Source organism: Alteromonas gracilis (assembly GCF_036870955.2).
Classification (GTDB): domain Bacteria; phylum Pseudomonadota; class Gammaproteobacteria; order Enterobacterales; family Alteromonadaceae; genus Alteromonas; species Alteromonas gracilis_A.
The window spans coordinates 1,002,328-1,017,352 of the sequence record NZ_CP145482.2 but is presented as its reverse complement, the minus strand read 5'-3'; the positions used below and the strand labels follow the sequence as shown (position 1 = coordinate 1,017,352).

Below are 15,025 nucleotides of genomic sequence, written 5' to 3'. Positions count from 1 at the left end.
ATACTTACTTATACTTCCATTAGTTCTTTTTCTTTGTCAGCAAGCATGCTGTCAACTTTTTTAATGAAGTCGTTAGTAATTGACTGAATATTCTCTTCCGCTGCACGGCTTTCATCTTCGCTGATTTCTTTTTCTTTCAGCAAATCTTTAACATCACCGTTGGCATCACGTCGAATGTTACGAATAGCAACACGACCGCCCTCTGCTTCGTTGCGAACAACGCGGATCAGATCTTTACGACGTTCTTCCGTAAGCGGAGGAAGAGGAATGCGAATTGAACCACCCGCACTCATTGGGTTAAGGCCCAAGTCAGATTGCATAATAGCCTTTTCAACCGCTTGAATAGCGCTCTTATCAAACACCGTCAGTGCAAGTGTTCGGCTATCTTCAGCAACCACGTTAGCAACTTGCTTAAGCGGAGTATCTACACCGTAGTACGGCACCATAATGCCGTCAAGAAGGCTTGGGTGTGCACGGCCTGTGCGAATTTTACTGAATTGCCCTTTAAGTGCTACTAGGCTTTTTTCCATGCGCTCTTGCGCATCTAATTCAATTTCATCAATCACGATTTGTATCCTATTGTTCTTAATTAATCGTTGTCAGCGTGGCGGATTACAGTGCCTTCTTTCTCGCCCATGACTACGCGTTTTAGGCAGCCTGGCTTGTTCATATTGAACACGCGGATAGGTAGGCTGTGATCACGCGCCAAAGTGAACGCTGACAAATCCATTACTTTTAATTCTTTTTCCAACACTTCTTGGTATGACAACTCATCATACAGTGTAGCTTCTGGGTTTTTAACTGGGTCATCACTGTAAACGCCGTCAACTTTTGTTGCTTTAAGAACAGCGTCAGCTTCAATTTCAATTCCGCGCAAACATGCTGCAGAATCTGTGGTAAAAAATGGGTTACCCGTGCTTAAGCAGAGAAGATAACAACACGGCCCGACTTTAAAAGGCTAATCGCTTCAGCCCAGTTGTAAGCATCACATACACCGTTAAGTGGAATGGCAGACATCATTCGTGCGTTAACAAACGCTCTGTGTAGCGCATCACGCATGGCCAAACCGTTCATCACAGTTGCAAGCATACCCATGTGGTCACCAACAACACGGTTCATACCAGCTTTCGCCAAACCTTCACCACGGAATAAGTTACCACCACCTATAACAAGACCAACTTGAACGCCTAACTCAACCAGCTCTTTGATCTCTTGAGCCATTCTATCAAGTACTTTAGGGTCTATGCCAAAGCCTTCTTCACCCATAAGGGCTTCACCGCTTAGTTTTAACAGAATGCGACGGTATGCTGATTTTGGTGTGATACTCATAATTTGGTATGTCCTCGTAAACCCAGTTTGTCCTATATATTCTCAAATTTTAGCACTAGAAAACATAGGACAAGCTGTTTTAAAAGCCTGTTTATCATCATTGCACTAGCCTAGCTTCATATCGATATAAATCAATGGCAACAATAATGATATACAGCTATAAAAAAGCACCTCCGAAGAGGTGCTTTGTAGTTTATCTAACTATTGCGTTATGCAAAAGATAAACGCTCAATTATTTCTTAGCAGCTTCCATTTGAGCAGCTACTTCAGCAGCGAAGTCTTCAGTCTTCTTCTCGATGCCTTCACCAACTTCGAAACGTACGAAGTTGATTACGTCGGCGCTGTTGTTCTTAAGAAGCTCAGCAACCGAGATTGAAGGATCTTTAACGAAAGGTTGACCAGTCAAGCTCACTTCACCAGTGAACTTCTTCATGCGGCCTGCAACCATTTTCTCAGCGATGTCAGCTGGCTTGCCAGACTGAACAGCGATTTCGATTTGGATTTCTTTCTCTTTCTCAACAACTTCTGCTGGAACATTTTCAGGCTTAACGAACTGTGGGCTTGCTGCTGCAACGTGCATAGCAACGTCTTTCGCTAATTCTTCATCGCCACCAGTAAGGATAGAGATAACACCAATGCGGCCACCGTGGATGTATGCGCCTAGCGTATCGCCTTCAACGTTGATAACACGACGTGGAGAGATATTTTCACCGATTTTAGCAACTAGTGCATCACGAACTTCGCTAACTTTAGCGCCGTTCATTTCAGCGTCGTTTAGTGCTTCAATGTCGTTGATGTTGTTTGCTGCCGCTACTTCTAGAAGCTCGTTACCGAACTTAAGGAAGCCTTCGTCACGCGCAACGAAATCAGTTTCGCAGTTAAGCTCAAGCATAGTCGCACGACCCGCTTCAACTTTAGTAAGGATTACACCTTCAGCTGCGATACGGCCAGCTTTTTTAGCTGCCTTTGCTTGACCTGATTTACGCATGTTTTCAATGGCTAGTTCAATGTCACCATCCGTTTCAACCAGGGCTTTTTTACAATCCAGCATACCTGCGCCAGTACGCTCGCGCAGTTCTTTAACTAGTGCTGCAGTCACTGCCATTTTTCAATTCCTCAGCATTAAATTTTAAATTCGTTAGGTAAAAGGGGCGATACCGCCCCTCTCAATACGTTTCGTATTGTAGCGCTGTCATATTATCGTGATATGACAGTTAGCAATCAGAATTACTCTGCTGCTTCTACGAAGTCGTCTTGCTCAGCTTGTACTTCAAGGTTGCTTTCGCGACCTGAGTTGATAGCGTTTGCAGCTGCATCCAAGTAAAGTTGGATAGCACGGATAGCATCGTCGTTACCAGGGATGATGTAATCAACACCGTCTGGGTTAGAGTTAGTATCAACAACACCAACAACAGGAATACCTAGGTTACGCGCTTCAGTAATAGCGATGTGCTCGTGATCTGCGTCGATAACGAAGATTGCGTCTGGAAGACCGCCCATGTCCTTGATACCGCCAAGGCTGTTTTCAAGCTTGTCCATTTCGCGCTGAAGCATAAGTGCTTCTTTCTTAGTTAGCTTTTCAAACGTACCGTCTTGGCTTTGCTGCTCAAGATCTTTAAGACGCTTGATTGACTGACGTACTGTTTTCCAGTTAGTCAACATACCACCTAACCAACGCTTGTTTACGTAGTACTGGTCACACTTTAGAGCAGCTTCTTTAACCGCTTCACCAGCTGCGCGCTTAGTACCAACGAAAAGGATTTTACCTTTCTTAGACGCAACACCTGAAAGGTAGTTAAGTGCGTTGTTGAAAAGTGGAACCGTTTTTTCAAGGTTGATGATGTGAACTTTGTTACGTGCGCCGAAGATGAAAGGCTTCATCTTTGGGTTCCAGTAACGAGTTTGGTGACCGAAATGCACACCGGCTTTCAGCATGTCACGCATAGAAACATTAGCCATTTTATTTTCCTCTTGGGGTTAGGCCTCCATATACCCCTTGTATCGATTCAGTAGTGCATTTAAACAGTGCTGAACACCCCGATACGAAGTGACGGTATATGTGTGTTTTAATAAAATAAATTTACCCTCTAAAACGGTGCGTTTTGCACAAGGCAAATTGAGCTTTCCGTCAGGGCGCGCGCTTTATATCACAAGTCACCATCAGTCTCAAGTTTTCAAGTTCAAAACGCATATATAGTACAACTATGCCATTAACGAATTTTAGACATGGCACATTCGCTTGCGCACTTACCAAAAAACCAAAAAAACTTTTACTTACAGCAACATACTAAGTGCGAGCTGTTTGATGTTATACTTCGTAAATACCTATTATGTATTGATTTTAGATTTAACGATTTGAGAGGCGCTGTGTCAGCAATTATCAAAACCCCTGAAGAAATCGAAAAAATGCGCGTCGCCGGGAAACTGGCTGCCGAAGTGTTAGAAATGATTACCCCTCATGTGAAGAAGGGAATAACGACAGACGAACTTAATACCCTCTGTCACGATTACATCGTCAATGAACAGAAGGCTATCCCTGCCCCGCTGAATTACGGGCACCCTCCTTTTCCTAAGTCTATTTGTACGTCAGTTAACCATTGCATATGTCACGGTATTCCGTCTGATAAAAAGCTTAAAGATGGCGATATTATTAATATTGACGTCACTGTAATTAAGGATGGATACCACGGCGATACATCAAAAATGTTTATTGTCGGTAAGCCATCTATTCTTGCTGAGCGATTAATTCGCATTACTCAAGAATGCCTTTATAAGGCTATTGAACAAGTTAAACCTGGTATGCGCTTAGGTGACATTGGCCACATTTGTCAAACCCATGCGGAAGCGCATAACTATTCAATCGTTCGCGAATATTGTGGTCACGGTATTGGCGCGAGTTTTCACGAAGAGCCTCAGATAGTGCACTACGGCAAGCCGGGTACTGGAGAGGTACTTGAACCTGGTATGTGCTTTACTATTGAACCAATGGTAAATGCTGGCAAACGATATTCAAAAGTATTACCTGATCAGTGGACAGTAGTAACCAAAGATAGAAGCTTGAGTGCCCAGTGGGAGCACACGTTACTGGTAACTGAAGACGGCGTAGAAGTGCTCACCCTTCGCGAAGATGAAACCTTGCCTCGCGTAATTTCTCATAGCTAGTAACGCAAAAAGCAAAAGTTTGTAGTTTTTGTAAAGCAGTTGGGTAAACACCCGACTGCTTTTTTTATGTCCATTTTCCATAACTTATCACTATTTTGCGACTGTTTTTCTGTATTCACTAACCGCTACCCCCGAAAAACAAGGGGTGAGAAATCCATTAAGAGATCAGCAAATCAAACAGAAACATATTTGCAACATAATCCCATAAATATTCACATTTCAACTTAAGTTATGCACCGTTTGACTACTGCGAAATTAAATAGATTCATGTTATTGTTCGTAGCGTCTAAAAAGAAGTCCAATGTAAGGGTGCATTTTGAGCCTGCAATCACTGATTAAAAACATCGACACCATAAGTTCAGTTGACGATATCCCAGCGATAAAATCCTGTGTGGAAGGAAGCTATGCATGGATAACGGCATCCTTCGATAACACGCCAGTAAATCAACTGGTTACTCGGTCGCGCTCAGTTTGTCGACGCTCTGCTATGCCATTTATGGCAACTTTACGGTTTGGACTCGGTAAGCGATTTAGCGCTTTGTGCTGTTGGAGGGTATGGTCGTGGGCACCTTCAGCCGCACTCCGATATCGATTTGCTCATTGTTAGCAAAAAGACGCTGAAGTCCGACGTACAGGAAAAAATTGGACAATTCATCACGCTATTGTGGGACATCAAGCTAGACGTTGGTCAGTCAGTTCGCACTATTAAAGAAACCGTTAAGTTAGCCAAAGACGACATTACGATTGCAACAAATTTGGTAGAAAGCCGTCTGCTTTGCGGTAGTGAAACCACGTTTGAAAAACTGTGGGAAGATGTAAATGGTCGTAACTCTTGGAGCAGCAAGTCGTTTTTCTCGGCAAAATATGAAGAACAGCTCAAACGTCACGCCAAATTTAACGGAACTGCATACAACCTTGAACCTAACATCAAAGAGAACCCCGGCTGTTTAAGAGACATACAGTCTATTGGTTGGGTCGCTAAAAAACACTTCAAAGAGTATGACGGATGGAACCTAGTAGGGCATGGATACTTTACTGAACAAGAACATAGCGAACTTATCGCCTGTCGAATGCACCTATGGAAAATGCGTTGTGCCCTTCATCTAGTGGCTGGAAGAAGTGAAAACCGCCTGCTGTTTGACTATCAACCAGATGTGGCTCAAATGATGGGCTACGGTGAAGAGGGAAAATCATCGGTTGAGAAAATGATGCGAGACTTTTTCGCACCGTTGCACGCGTATCAGAACTCAACCAGATGTTGTTGCAACGCTTTAAGTACGACATGCTAAACCAAAACGTACAGCGAACGTCGATTATCAATGAAGATTTCGAATTACTTGATAACATGATATCGCCTCGTCACGAGCAAGTATTTTCGTCTCCTGAAGCCATTCTCGATTTTCTGAACTTAGTGACAAACACCCCAGAAGTTCAAGGCCTAAGTACCATTTGTATTCGTCAGCTCAGAAATGCACATAGAACGTTTGAGACAGAGTACTTCGTAAATCGACCAGCATGTCGTGAAAAATTTATGATGCTAATGCGTCAGCCTGCATTTTTTAATTTTGGCTGGGACATCATGCATCAGTACGGTATTTTACAAGCTTACCTGCCTGAGTGGGACACGATTGTCGGTATGATGCAGTTTGACTTGTTTCATGCATACACCGTGGACGAACACACACATCGCCTTGTTAAGCACGTGAACTACTTCTTCTCCAAAGACAACAAAGATTTTCCTCGTTGCGGACGTATATGCCGCAACTTAGACAAACCAGAAGTACTCTACATTGCATCAATCTTTCACGACATCGCTAAAGGTCGAAATGGTGATCACTCCACACTTGGTGCTAAGGACGTCGCGAAATTTTGTGCTCAACACGATGTTCCCCAAGATGACGCCGACATGATTGCATGGCTAGTCGAAAACCATCTACTGATGAGCGTAGTCGCACAGAGAAGAGATATTTACGATCCTGATGTGATAAGTGAATTTGCTGGTGCTGTAAGAAGCCATAATCACCTGAACCTGCTCTACACCCTGACGCTTGCAGATATACGCGCAACTAACGATAATCTGTGGAATGACTGGAAAGCTTCACTGTTGCGCGAGTTATACCTTATGACGCAGAAAGCACTCGACAACGGTTTGCAGTGCCAAATAACGCTCAATGAGAGGGTGACCACTCACAAACACCAAGCACGCCAAATTCTGCAAGAGCGAGCAATAGAACCTGTGTCTATTGATGCACTCTGGGCACGTTTAGATGATGATTATTTTGTGCGCTTTAAGCCAACTCAAATTGCATGGCATACCGACGAAATTCTGAAAGCTCAAGATGATTGGCTTACGCCAGAGCATGAAGGTTTATTAGTTAAGGCCAATGACAATAGTGCAAAAGGTGGTACTGAGCTGCTTATTTATGGTAAAGACAGAAAGGCGCTATTTGCTCAGGTGGCATCGGTGCTAGATAGTCGCAATTGCTCAATTCACGATGCACACGTTACTGTTACCAGAGATGGCTACGTATTTGATAGCATGCTTATTTTGGAGAACGACGGGACAAGACTTTCATCAGACTCTCGTATAGCCTCTATTGAAAATGCTATTTCTGCACAATTGGCAAAGCCTGGGCGTTCTCATGAGAATAAGCGCAAGCTACCACGTCAAATGAAGCAATTAGACGTGCCAACTAAGGTTCGATTCTTTACTATTAACGACGAAGCGACACTTGTTGAGTTGGAAGCGCTAGACGCTCCCGGCATTTTAGCTAAAATTGGACACGCTTTCGTCGATACAAACACTACGTTAAAACTTGCAAAAATTGCCACTATCGGCGAGCGTGCGGAAGACATTTTTATTGTCAGCAACGAGGCTGGCAAAGCTTTAACCCAAGAACAGCAGGTTAGCCTTAAAAAGCGAATTCTGTTTAAACTCGATCAACTTGAAGATATCACAATACCATGAATGAATTGAAAGCCATTATTGAAGACGCCTTCGACAACCGCGACACTATCAGCCCAACAACTGCGCCTGAAGAGGTAAAAAAAGCCGTTGCGGACGCTATTGACCTGCTTAATACAGGTAAAGCGCGTGTGGCAGAAAAAATTGCTGGCGAATGGGTTGTTCACCAATGGTTGAAGAAAGCTGTATTGCTGTTCTTTCGCCTACACAACAACGATGTCATTGAAGGCGCTGAAAGCAAGTTTTACGACAAGGTGCCACTAAAGTATACCAACTATACTGCAGAGCAATTTGCCGCAGAAGGAGCGCGCATCGTTCCACCTGCTGCTGTGCGCACAGGTACCTTTATCGGTAAAAATGCCGTGGTCATGCCATCTTATGTGAATATTGGTGCATTCGTAGATGAAGGCACAATGGTTGATACGTGGGCAACAGTTGGCTCGTGTGCTCAAATTGGTAAAAACGTTCATTTATCTGGCGGTGTAGGTATTGGCGGCGTCCTTGAACCTCTGCAAGCTAACCCGACTATCATTGAAGACAATTGCTTTATTGGTGCTCGCTCAGAAATTGTTGAAGGGGTCATTGTCGAAGAAGGCTCTGTGATTTCTATGGGGGTTTATATAGGCCAAAGTACGCGTATTTACGATCGTGAAACGGGTGAGATTCACTACGGTCGTGTACCTGCTGGTTCAGTTGTCGTAGCCGGGAATCTGCCTAGTGCTGACGGCAAATACAGCCTTTACGCAGCAATTATCGTTAAAAAGGTTGATGCTAAGACTCGTGCTAAGGTAGGCATAAACGCACTATTGCGTGGTGTTGAATAAGGTTGTAGCGACAAACTGCATATAAAAAAGGCGCCTTAAGGCGCCTTTTTTATAGAACCAATTTACCTAAAAGGTAAGCAAGGCTAATAGTCGATAGCTTTCCACCCGCTTGTAGTACGCGGCTTAGGCGATAAGCTTATCTTTAATACTATTTACCCAGTCAACAACGTCTTTTTCAGGCTCAAGCGTCTCAATAGCATCTACCTCTAGCATATCTGCCACGGCACTTGCTTGAAGTTCCGATAAAAGTGATTGAAACTGTTTTCCCGCTCCGCAAAAGCTCTCGCCATAACTACTATCACCTAGAGCAGCGACAGCAAACGGTTTTCCGGTCAGTTGCGGTGCATCATCCTTTAAGTCTGAAAACACGAATTCTAAGTTAGGCGGCACATCCCCCTGTCCTGTCGTTGACGTGATAATAAGTAGCGCATCTGCATCTGTAAAATCACTAACCGAAGGGTCGCTTTCTAACACGCAATCTACACCTTGACCTGCGAGGCTTTCCTCAACCTGTTCTGCAACATGCTGTGCATTGCCGTAAACCGTGCCAGCAATTATTGTAAGTGATGCCATTTATACCTCTGTAAATTCAATTTCAAACTATTGCATTCGCAGTAGGTTGGATAACCGCTCTACCGCAACGACATACTCTTTATGTTGGCATGTCTTAACTCGTCGTGGAATAAGGTTGTAATGCTTCCACAAATTGTTGCATTGCTAAATGCATTGCAGAACCTATGCTTATCCACTTTAATGTAACCGGGTGAACAAACCCCATTTGCGTACAACTTAGGGCCAAATTCGCGAAATTAAAGTGTGATTTGGCAAATTTATTTTGTTTACCATCTCCGTGCGTTGTATCTCCGATTATTGGATGCCTAATATGTGCCATATGGCGTCTTAGCTGATGTTTGCGCCCTGTACTGGGAGAAAGCTTTACTAATGAGTATCGCGCACTTTGATACTTGCCCACTGGCTCTGGTACTTCAAACTTTTCGATAGACTCGTACACCGTTGTCGCTTGCTGAGGAGGTTGTTGTGGTCTCTTGTGTTTATCTGCGATCTTGTCATAACGATACTTCAGTGCGTAATCAACAAGTCCGGTATGATTAACAAAACCTCTGACTAGCGCGTGATATGTTTTAACCACTTGCTTGTCCATCATCTGCTTTCCGAGTTTTGCAGCTATATCCGACGTAAAGCTAAATACCAAAACCCCAGAAGTTGGCCTGTCTAATCGATGTGCTGGATATACGTGACGACCAATCTGATCTCGCAACGTCTGCACAGCAAATACCGTTTCATGCTTATCTATAGGGCTTCGATGTACAAGTAAACCCGGAGGCTTGTCTATTGCTACAATATATTCATCTTGATAGAGCACGCGCAGTTTGAGCGCATCAGGCTGAGTCACATCGTTCAATGTACTTCTCTCGGGGTAGTCTCATTAAGGCTCAAAACTAAGCGGTCCAACTCACGAATCTGAGCAAGCACCGCTGTGGCTGTTGAAGGCAAATACATTTCAGCCGCAGGCGCAATACTCATCGCTGGAATGGGAATTTCAGCGCTAGCAATCGCACGCATCTTAGGGACAAAAATATACACTAGCCAACTCTCAAAAGGCATACAATCAACAGCGAAAGGTGTTGTACTTTTTAACGCTTCTGCGTTTGGCTTATTTTGTGGCCAGATATTATCGTCGCGTATGGCACCAAGGAGTAAATCAAGGGCTTCATTGAGTGCGTCGTAGTTGTTTTTCAACAGCAACCTCATTTTATAATTAGGTTAAGGGCAAATGCGCTTTACTAATTTATTATGCTTGTATCAAACAAGCACTGTACGCGCGCATAGAAAAAATTAAGAGTAAGCAACACAAAGCCCCATGAGTGAACATACTGTTCGCTGGGAGTATATCATAGGAAACAAAGTAAGCGTGGCGTGTCAGAAAAAAGCGTTCATGTGATAAACTTTGTATTATTGCAGTAACTTCGGAATATTTGATGAGTGCGAACAGCATAAATTCTATCAGCGAGTTTTTATTACACGCAGGCACAGAATATAAAGTTTTCGACATGGGTCGTAGATTAACGCAACTTGACGCTCAATCCTTTTTGGATATTGAAAATGGTAGTGCTTACGCGCCCTACCCTCGTCAACAACACGCCTGGTTTGGTATTGTATTTTGGAATATACAAGCATCCACGCAGCACTATATTTGGTTTATTAAACTTCCCCTCGATGAACAAGGTCTCGTGGTAGCCGCAGCGAGGAACCACTTTCTAGATATTATTGTTGATGCGTTGGGACAGTCGATAGCGGACGATGCCGAAAAAGCGCAGACTTTACCCGATAACCCTTATTCATTTGTGCCAGGACAGTCGTTACTGGCGCAGTTTAATGCGATGGTAAAATACACGCTTGATGTGCCGATTAATGAGGAAGCACAAAAAGTAGAGGCATATCTCAAGGCGCCTCAACTTGTCGACTGGCAACAAATTTCAATGCAAAGCGTTGCGGATTTTGCTCAAACACTGAATAACCATGAAAAAAGTGCGAGCGTAATAAAAGCGTTCCTCGACAATTACACGCTCTATGCCAATGTGTTTGCCAATACTTACATGGAAATGTGCGAAAATGTCGCATTACCTGAGACATTCGAATTGTTTTGTATAGACAATCTCCAACGGGAAGAAGAGGTGTCGTTGAGCGCTCTTCGCGCGCTATCGGCTCCACATTTTAACGATAGAATAAACGCATGCTTGAAGTCGCTACTCACCGAGAGCGCGTCGCAGCGTATCGATATATTGAGCGTGATTGCCGCACGGCATTTTGAGCAAATGGATGAGAGCTTACTTCGTGTTTTTCTTGAACAATCAGCGCGTGTCGATGAGCTGGAAGGTCACAATGGAGCCTTATTTTCAGGCTTTTTCTCAGACTTGGTTCAAATACCAAAACTGCGACGTCAAGTATTAACACTAATGCGCTCGCCAGACCGTTCAAAAACGCTTGCACAAGCCTTTGACCGACTTTTTGCTCAAGCGAGAAAGTAAAATGACACTGTTAGAACTGGTAATATGGTTAACGATTGGATTTACGGGATATCAATTCTGGCGAATTCGCGCTATATCAGAGAGCACATACCAATACCTAACTCAGTATTGCAATACACATCAACTTCAATTGCTCAGCGTATCACGAGCAAAAACTCGTTTTTCATTCAAATATGGAAAGCCTGATTGGCATAGCGTATTCAATTTTGAGTTTTCCAGCAATGGAGAGGACAGATATTCAGGACAAGTTGAGCTTATCGGCGTACGTATTGTTAGAACTGATGTACCGCCACATCGTGTTTGATATTGAATTCAGACAAAAAAAGGGAACCGATAGGCTCCCCTTTTTCATGGAATTTTGAGTTTCCCTCTCTGCGATCCTTTGCGACTTAAATCTTCCCGATCAAAATCCTTATACGCCCCTTTCCTTCTAATCTCGCGCCATCCTGTGCGAGCTACACATCCATGCGTAGGTCCCTTTCCATTTTTCCATTACTACTGTACATCCGTAATACAGTGTTGCCCGTCCTAGACCTGTCCTATGTCAGACTCCGCTGACGCTCCCTTCCATTCATCCTTTTTTAATCGCACATCCTGCTGCGATCGTACCGTCCTTTGGCGTGTCCTTTGTTTCATCCTTGGTTTGCTCGTCCGTGCAAATTCTTCCTGAACTAGGCTTCATGCCATTTCCTTATGCAACATCCTATTGCTGAAGCTATCCCTGGCGTCCTTGAAAATTCCTACGTCCTGTAATGCAGTTCCCTATCTGCTATCCCTTTCCTTTTACTCACCGTCCTGTGAGAATCTCATCCTTAAGTTGTCCTAGTCTTCCCTATCAAATCTTCCTGACTCGTCGTGATTCCCTGTGACATGTTCATAGTATCCCTTCCAATTATTACCGCCATATGGAATTACATGGTTTTAATAAACTATTTTGTACGACTTTAGACTAACAAGAAGAAAAACCTTAAAAATCAAATACTTTATACTTTAGTATAATTTCAAACTTCAGAAAATAAGTAAGATCACTCACATGTTTTGTAGGAAATGTCTTACAAATAAATGCGACGATGACGAAAAGACGTAAACAGCAGAGTCAGGATGGTCGTTTAAACATGGCGAAAATGTACAATTTTACAGCAAGCATTTAATCTAATCCGCAGGCGACGGCAAAGATCAATGCCGTCGCCTGCGGATTAGATTGCTATTTTCTAAAAGTGTGACAAATACGTAGAACACTCATTTTTTCCTAAACATAACTTCGCCATTGACGTGGGAAAGGCTCAATTGCCCAACAACAGAGTAGTTATCATCACTAAAAAATGAGCGATGCTTTGGTACAGTGACAAACACCGCTACGCCCTCACTCTTAGCATCTTCATCTACTACGCTGTCTATTGCGCCTAATAAGATATGGCCTAAACCATGTTCCTGATAATCAGGGTGAACGGCTATAAAACTTAGCATATGGAAGTTATCTGCTGGAACGAGTGAACGCACTTTTTCTTCTTTTTGAAGCATCTGTTTTGTACCAAACAACCCTGCTGTTAAAAGCATTCGTAGACGCCAGTGCCAGTAGCGGCCTGCACCAAATGCAGCATCAGGAGAAGTTAGGCATGCCAATGCAATAAGACGTCCGTCATCAAATAACCCAATCATAGGCTGCTCAGCAACCCAAAACGCATTGAGCTCTTCTCGGATAGCCGAACGCAGACGACTTTCATAGCCTTCCTTTTCGGCCTGAAAAATATCAGTAAATAGAGGATCATCTACATAAGCATTGTAAAGAATAGAGGCTGCTACTTTAAGATCATCGACGCAGAGGAAGACCGCTTTTACGGAGTCGTTGATAGGGCTAAGTGCACTATTTGATGCGTTTGTCGTCATAAGGGTTTCCTCGTTGGCTTTAGAATGAAGTGATTAAAGACAATGACTGTGAACATCTTCACAATAGCTGCAAATTGATTTGCTCTTATCGTCTCTACGCACTAACAGTGTGATAAGCGTGAAATTAAAAAATACGTAATATGCATATCAAATGTATTAACTAATCTACTTTCGCACACATCTGTACAAACTTTAGCCTACTTGAAAACCCCTCAACTGTTAACCTTTTATTAACAACTAATTCATTAGGCTGTACGCACTATCACCCCAGCCGACTAAATTACCGTTTTTGAACACTAAAGGCGTGCATTCATCTTTGGTTGTTATTCCATCACCCATTGTTTTTTGAGTGCGGTAATAAAGCACACGGTACGTACCGTCTTGCTTTTCAAATAATTCGTTAAAATCAGCAACGCCCATTTTACGCAGCACGCTTTCATAAGCAGTACCCGTTTCAAGGTTGGAAATATGCTTGCGATTATTGAACTCTCTATCTTCCCAGTCTGCACTGTAATGGCTATCAGAACCACCACCAACAGATACAACACAGCCAGAAAGAAGTACCGATGAAGCTAAAGCTGCTGAGATAAGAAGCGTTTTCATGTGTTTTCCTTGTTTAGTACAAATAACTTTTTTAATTCTAGGTGACTCGAATGAACAACAACTGAATATGCGTGCTGGTCGAGCTCTCCATTTGCTTTCAGTGCCAAAACTACTTCAAGATTAGCGCCAAAACATAACTAACTGATTTTATTATACTTTACAAAAACCGCCGCATCCAAAAGTTTTATTATTTGGTTTATTTAGCAACTTTTTAGTTAATTTGACTTAAGCATTACGGTGACTCTGTCTTTGCGTTACACTTGCAGCATTCAATGTAGGAAGGGTTTTCATTTATGAACGATAATTTGCAGCAGCTTGTTGTGATATGCCAAAAAATGTACGACGAGGGCAGAACACCTTCAGTGGGAATGCTGCGTTCAAAAGCGCCTTTTAAGGTCTCAGTAACGGAAGCGATAGAAGCAATTAAACGGTTTAATGCCAGTAAGAAAATCACGCCAACTTCTAGCACGAATGACAAAGATGATGAAATGACGCGAAACACACTTGTGCAACGCGTCGAAGCGCTTGAAAAAGAAGTTTCTGAACTTAAAAAAACGCTCAAAACAATAGTATCGGAAACTAAATCGTAAGATATTCCGCCACTATGGTGTCGGTGATAATTGCGCGATAAAGTGTGCCAACGTCGGCGCTAAAATTTCTTGAGCAGGCTTACCTACCTGCTCCAATGCTACTTCACCTGTGTCGTTGATTACCGTAAGGATAAAGTCGTCTTCATCGGTTAAACCAAAAAAAGCGATGGCGATTGTTTTAAACGCTGTTTCATCAACAAGTGACCAATAAGATTCTGTTGAAGCCTTTCAAAATCTTCTTCATTCCAAACCTGCAATAGCTCACATGCCCCTTGTGCTGCTTTTGCCTGCATGTTGTTGCTAAAATAACGCGTAAAGTATTCACAATATTGTGAATCTAACGAAAGTGACAATGCTTCTTCGACATTTGAAAAAGATAAATTAGTGTTTTGACGCACAGGTCTCCACTGAATCAATTCCCCCTCTTGCAGTTGGTCGACAATTTTATCTGCACTGTAACACACAGATGGCCACGCGGCCTCGAAGGGCACCACTAGTTTGTCGGCTTCACCGTTTGCGACATAAGATGATACAAATTTGTCTAATTGTTCTGAAATAGTTAGTGTCATTATGAAGTTACCTTAACTTTTTTGGGGTACACTATACTCCTATATT

General features: G+C 43.0%; 13 protein-coding genes and 3 pseudogenes. 6 read left to right on the top strand and 10 right to left on the bottom strand.

Annotated features, from left to right (window positions below):
• Positions 1-8: 8 nt before the first annotated feature.
• From frr to rpsB, 4 genes and pseudogenes are all read right to left on the bottom strand, one after another.
• Positions 9-566 carry a ribosome recycling factor gene (gene frr / locus V6N89_RS04920; protein WP_338516589.1) on the bottom strand — a complete coding sequence of 186 codons (558 nt, stop codon included), beginning with the start codon at positions 564-566 and terminating at the stop codon, positions 9-11.
• A gap of 23 nt (positions 567-589) precedes the next feature.
• Positions 590-1,329, bottom strand: a pseudogene (gene pyrH, locus V6N89_RS04915) (UMP kinase).
• Positions 1,330-1,561: 232 nt separating this feature from the next.
• Positions 1,562-2,434 (bottom strand): translation elongation factor Ts, encoded by an 873-nt coding sequence (tsf, locus tag V6N89_RS04910; RefSeq protein WP_338516588.1) that lies wholly within the window; start codon positions 2,432-2,434, stop codon positions 1,562-1,564.
• A gap of 122 nt (positions 2,435-2,556) precedes the next feature.
• Positions 2,557-3,288 (bottom strand): 30S ribosomal protein S2, encoded by a 732-nt coding sequence (gene rpsB, locus V6N89_RS04905; protein ID WP_159623661.1) that lies wholly within the window; start codon positions 3,286-3,288, stop codon positions 2,557-2,559.
• Between the two features lie 408 nt (positions 3,289-3,696).
• On the opposite strand from rpsB, the gene map reads away from it, so the two are divergent.
• The 3 genes and pseudogenes from map to dapD all read left to right on the top strand — a co-directional run bounded on the left by map (position 3,697) and on the right by dapD (position 8,280).
• Positions 3,697-4,491, top strand: coding sequence for a type I methionyl aminopeptidase (gene map, locus V6N89_RS04900; RefSeq protein ID WP_338516586.1), 795 nt, complete (start codon positions 3,697-3,699; stop codon positions 4,489-4,491).
• A gap of 316 nt (positions 4,492-4,807) precedes the next feature.
• A pseudogene (glnD, locus tag V6N89_RS04895) lies at positions 4,808-7,459 on the top strand ([protein-PII] uridylyltransferase).
• On the top strand, positions 7,456-8,280 hold the full coding sequence (gene dapD, locus V6N89_RS04890; protein WP_338516585.1) for a 2,3,4,5-tetrahydropyridine-2,6-dicarboxylate N-succinyltransferase: 825 nt from the start codon (positions 7,456-7,458) through the stop codon (positions 8,278-8,280). The pseudogene glnD and the gene dapD overlap by 4 nt, the downstream one beginning before the upstream one ends.
• A gap of 123 nt (positions 8,281-8,403) precedes the next feature.
• Here dapD and V6N89_RS04885 read toward each other — a convergent pair whose 3' ends face one another.
• The 3 genes from V6N89_RS04885 to V6N89_RS04875 form a co-directional block, all read right to left on the bottom strand.
• Entirely contained in the window at positions 8,404-8,853 is a 450-nt protein-coding gene (locus tag V6N89_RS04885) for a flavodoxin domain-containing protein (protein ID WP_338516584.1), read from the bottom strand.
• A 94-nt stretch (positions 8,854-8,947) separates the two neighbouring features.
• The gene (locus tag V6N89_RS04880; protein WP_338516583.1) at positions 8,948-9,703 is read right to left on the bottom strand and encodes a pseudouridine synthase; all 756 of its coding nucleotides are present in this window, start codon (positions 9,701-9,703) and stop codon (positions 8,948-8,950) included.
• Positions 9,700-10,041, bottom strand: coding sequence for a YqcC family protein (locus tag V6N89_RS04875; protein ID WP_338516582.1), 342 nt, complete (start codon positions 10,039-10,041; stop codon positions 9,700-9,702). Before V6N89_RS04875 ends, V6N89_RS04880 begins: the two co-directional genes overlap by 4 nt.
• A 311-nt stretch (positions 10,042-10,352) precedes the next feature.
• On the opposite strand from V6N89_RS04875, the gene V6N89_RS04870 reads away from it, so the two are divergent.
• Positions 10,353-11,330 carry a DUF3549 family protein gene (locus tag V6N89_RS04870; RefSeq protein WP_346993489.1) on the top strand — a complete coding sequence of 326 codons (978 nt, stop codon included), beginning with the start codon at positions 10,353-10,355 and terminating at the stop codon, positions 11,328-11,330.
• Position 11,331: 1 nt separating this feature from the next.
• Positions 11,332-11,634, top strand: coding sequence for a DUF3301 domain-containing protein (locus V6N89_RS04865; protein ID WP_338516580.1), 303 nt, complete (start codon positions 11,332-11,334; stop codon positions 11,632-11,634).
• A gap of 935 nt (positions 11,635-12,569) precedes the next feature.
• Here the strand turns inward: V6N89_RS04865 and V6N89_RS04860 are convergent.
• Positions 12,570-13,217 carry a GNAT family N-acetyltransferase gene (locus V6N89_RS04860; RefSeq protein WP_338516579.1) on the bottom strand — a complete coding sequence of 216 codons (648 nt, stop codon included), beginning with the start codon at positions 13,215-13,217 and terminating at the stop codon, positions 12,570-12,572.
• 237 nt (positions 13,218-13,454) lie between these two features.
• On the bottom strand, positions 13,455-13,820 hold the full coding sequence (locus tag V6N89_RS04855; protein WP_338516578.1) for a DUF3192 domain-containing protein: 366 nt from the start codon (positions 13,818-13,820) through the stop codon (positions 13,455-13,457).
• Between the two features lie 293 nt (positions 13,821-14,113).
• On the opposite strand from V6N89_RS04855, the gene V6N89_RS04850 reads away from it, so the two are divergent.
• The gene (locus tag V6N89_RS04850; protein WP_338516577.1) at positions 14,114-14,410 is read left to right on the top strand and encodes a hypothetical protein; all 297 of its coding nucleotides are present in this window, start codon (positions 14,114-14,116) and stop codon (positions 14,408-14,410) included.
• Positions 14,411-14,422: 12 nt separating this feature from the next.
• On the opposite strand, the pseudogene syd reads toward V6N89_RS04850, so the two are convergent.
• Positions 14,423-14,979: pseudogene (gene syd, locus V6N89_RS04845) on the bottom strand (SecY-interacting protein).
• Positions 14,980-15,025 lie beyond the last annotated feature (46 nt).

Excerpts from the sequence above, each read along its gene's own strand:
- V6N89_RS04870 (WP_346993489.1), top strand. The coding sequence starts at position 10,353 with ATGGGTCGTAGATTAACGCAACTTGACGCTCAATCCTTTTTGGATATT.
- tsf (WP_338516588.1), bottom strand. The coding sequence starts at position 2,434 with ATGGCAGTGACTGCAGCACTAGTTAAAGAACTGCGCGAGCGTACTGGC.
- V6N89_RS04865 (WP_338516580.1), top strand. The coding sequence starts at position 11,332 with ATGACACTGTTAGAACTGGTAATATGGTTAACGATTGGATTTACGGGA.
- V6N89_RS04860 (WP_338516579.1), bottom strand. The coding sequence starts at position 13,217 with ATGACGACAAACGCATCAAATAGTGCACTTAGCCCTATCAACGACTCC.
- dapD (WP_338516585.1), top strand. The coding sequence starts at position 7,456 with ATGAATGAATTGAAAGCCATTATTGAAGACGCCTTCGACAACCGCGAC.
- V6N89_RS04885 (WP_338516584.1), bottom strand. The coding sequence starts at position 8,853 with ATGGCATCACTTACAATAATTGCTGGCACGGTTTACGGCAATGCACAG.
- rpsB (WP_159623661.1), bottom strand. The coding sequence starts at position 3,288 with ATGGCTAATGTTTCTATGCGTGACATGCTGAAAGCCGGTGTGCATTTC.
- V6N89_RS04850 (WP_338516577.1), top strand. The coding sequence starts at position 14,114 with ATGAACGATAATTTGCAGCAGCTTGTTGTGATATGCCAAAAAATGTAC.
- V6N89_RS04855 (WP_338516578.1), bottom strand. The coding sequence starts at position 13,820 with ATGAAAACGCTTCTTATCTCAGCAGCTTTAGCTTCATCGGTACTTCTT.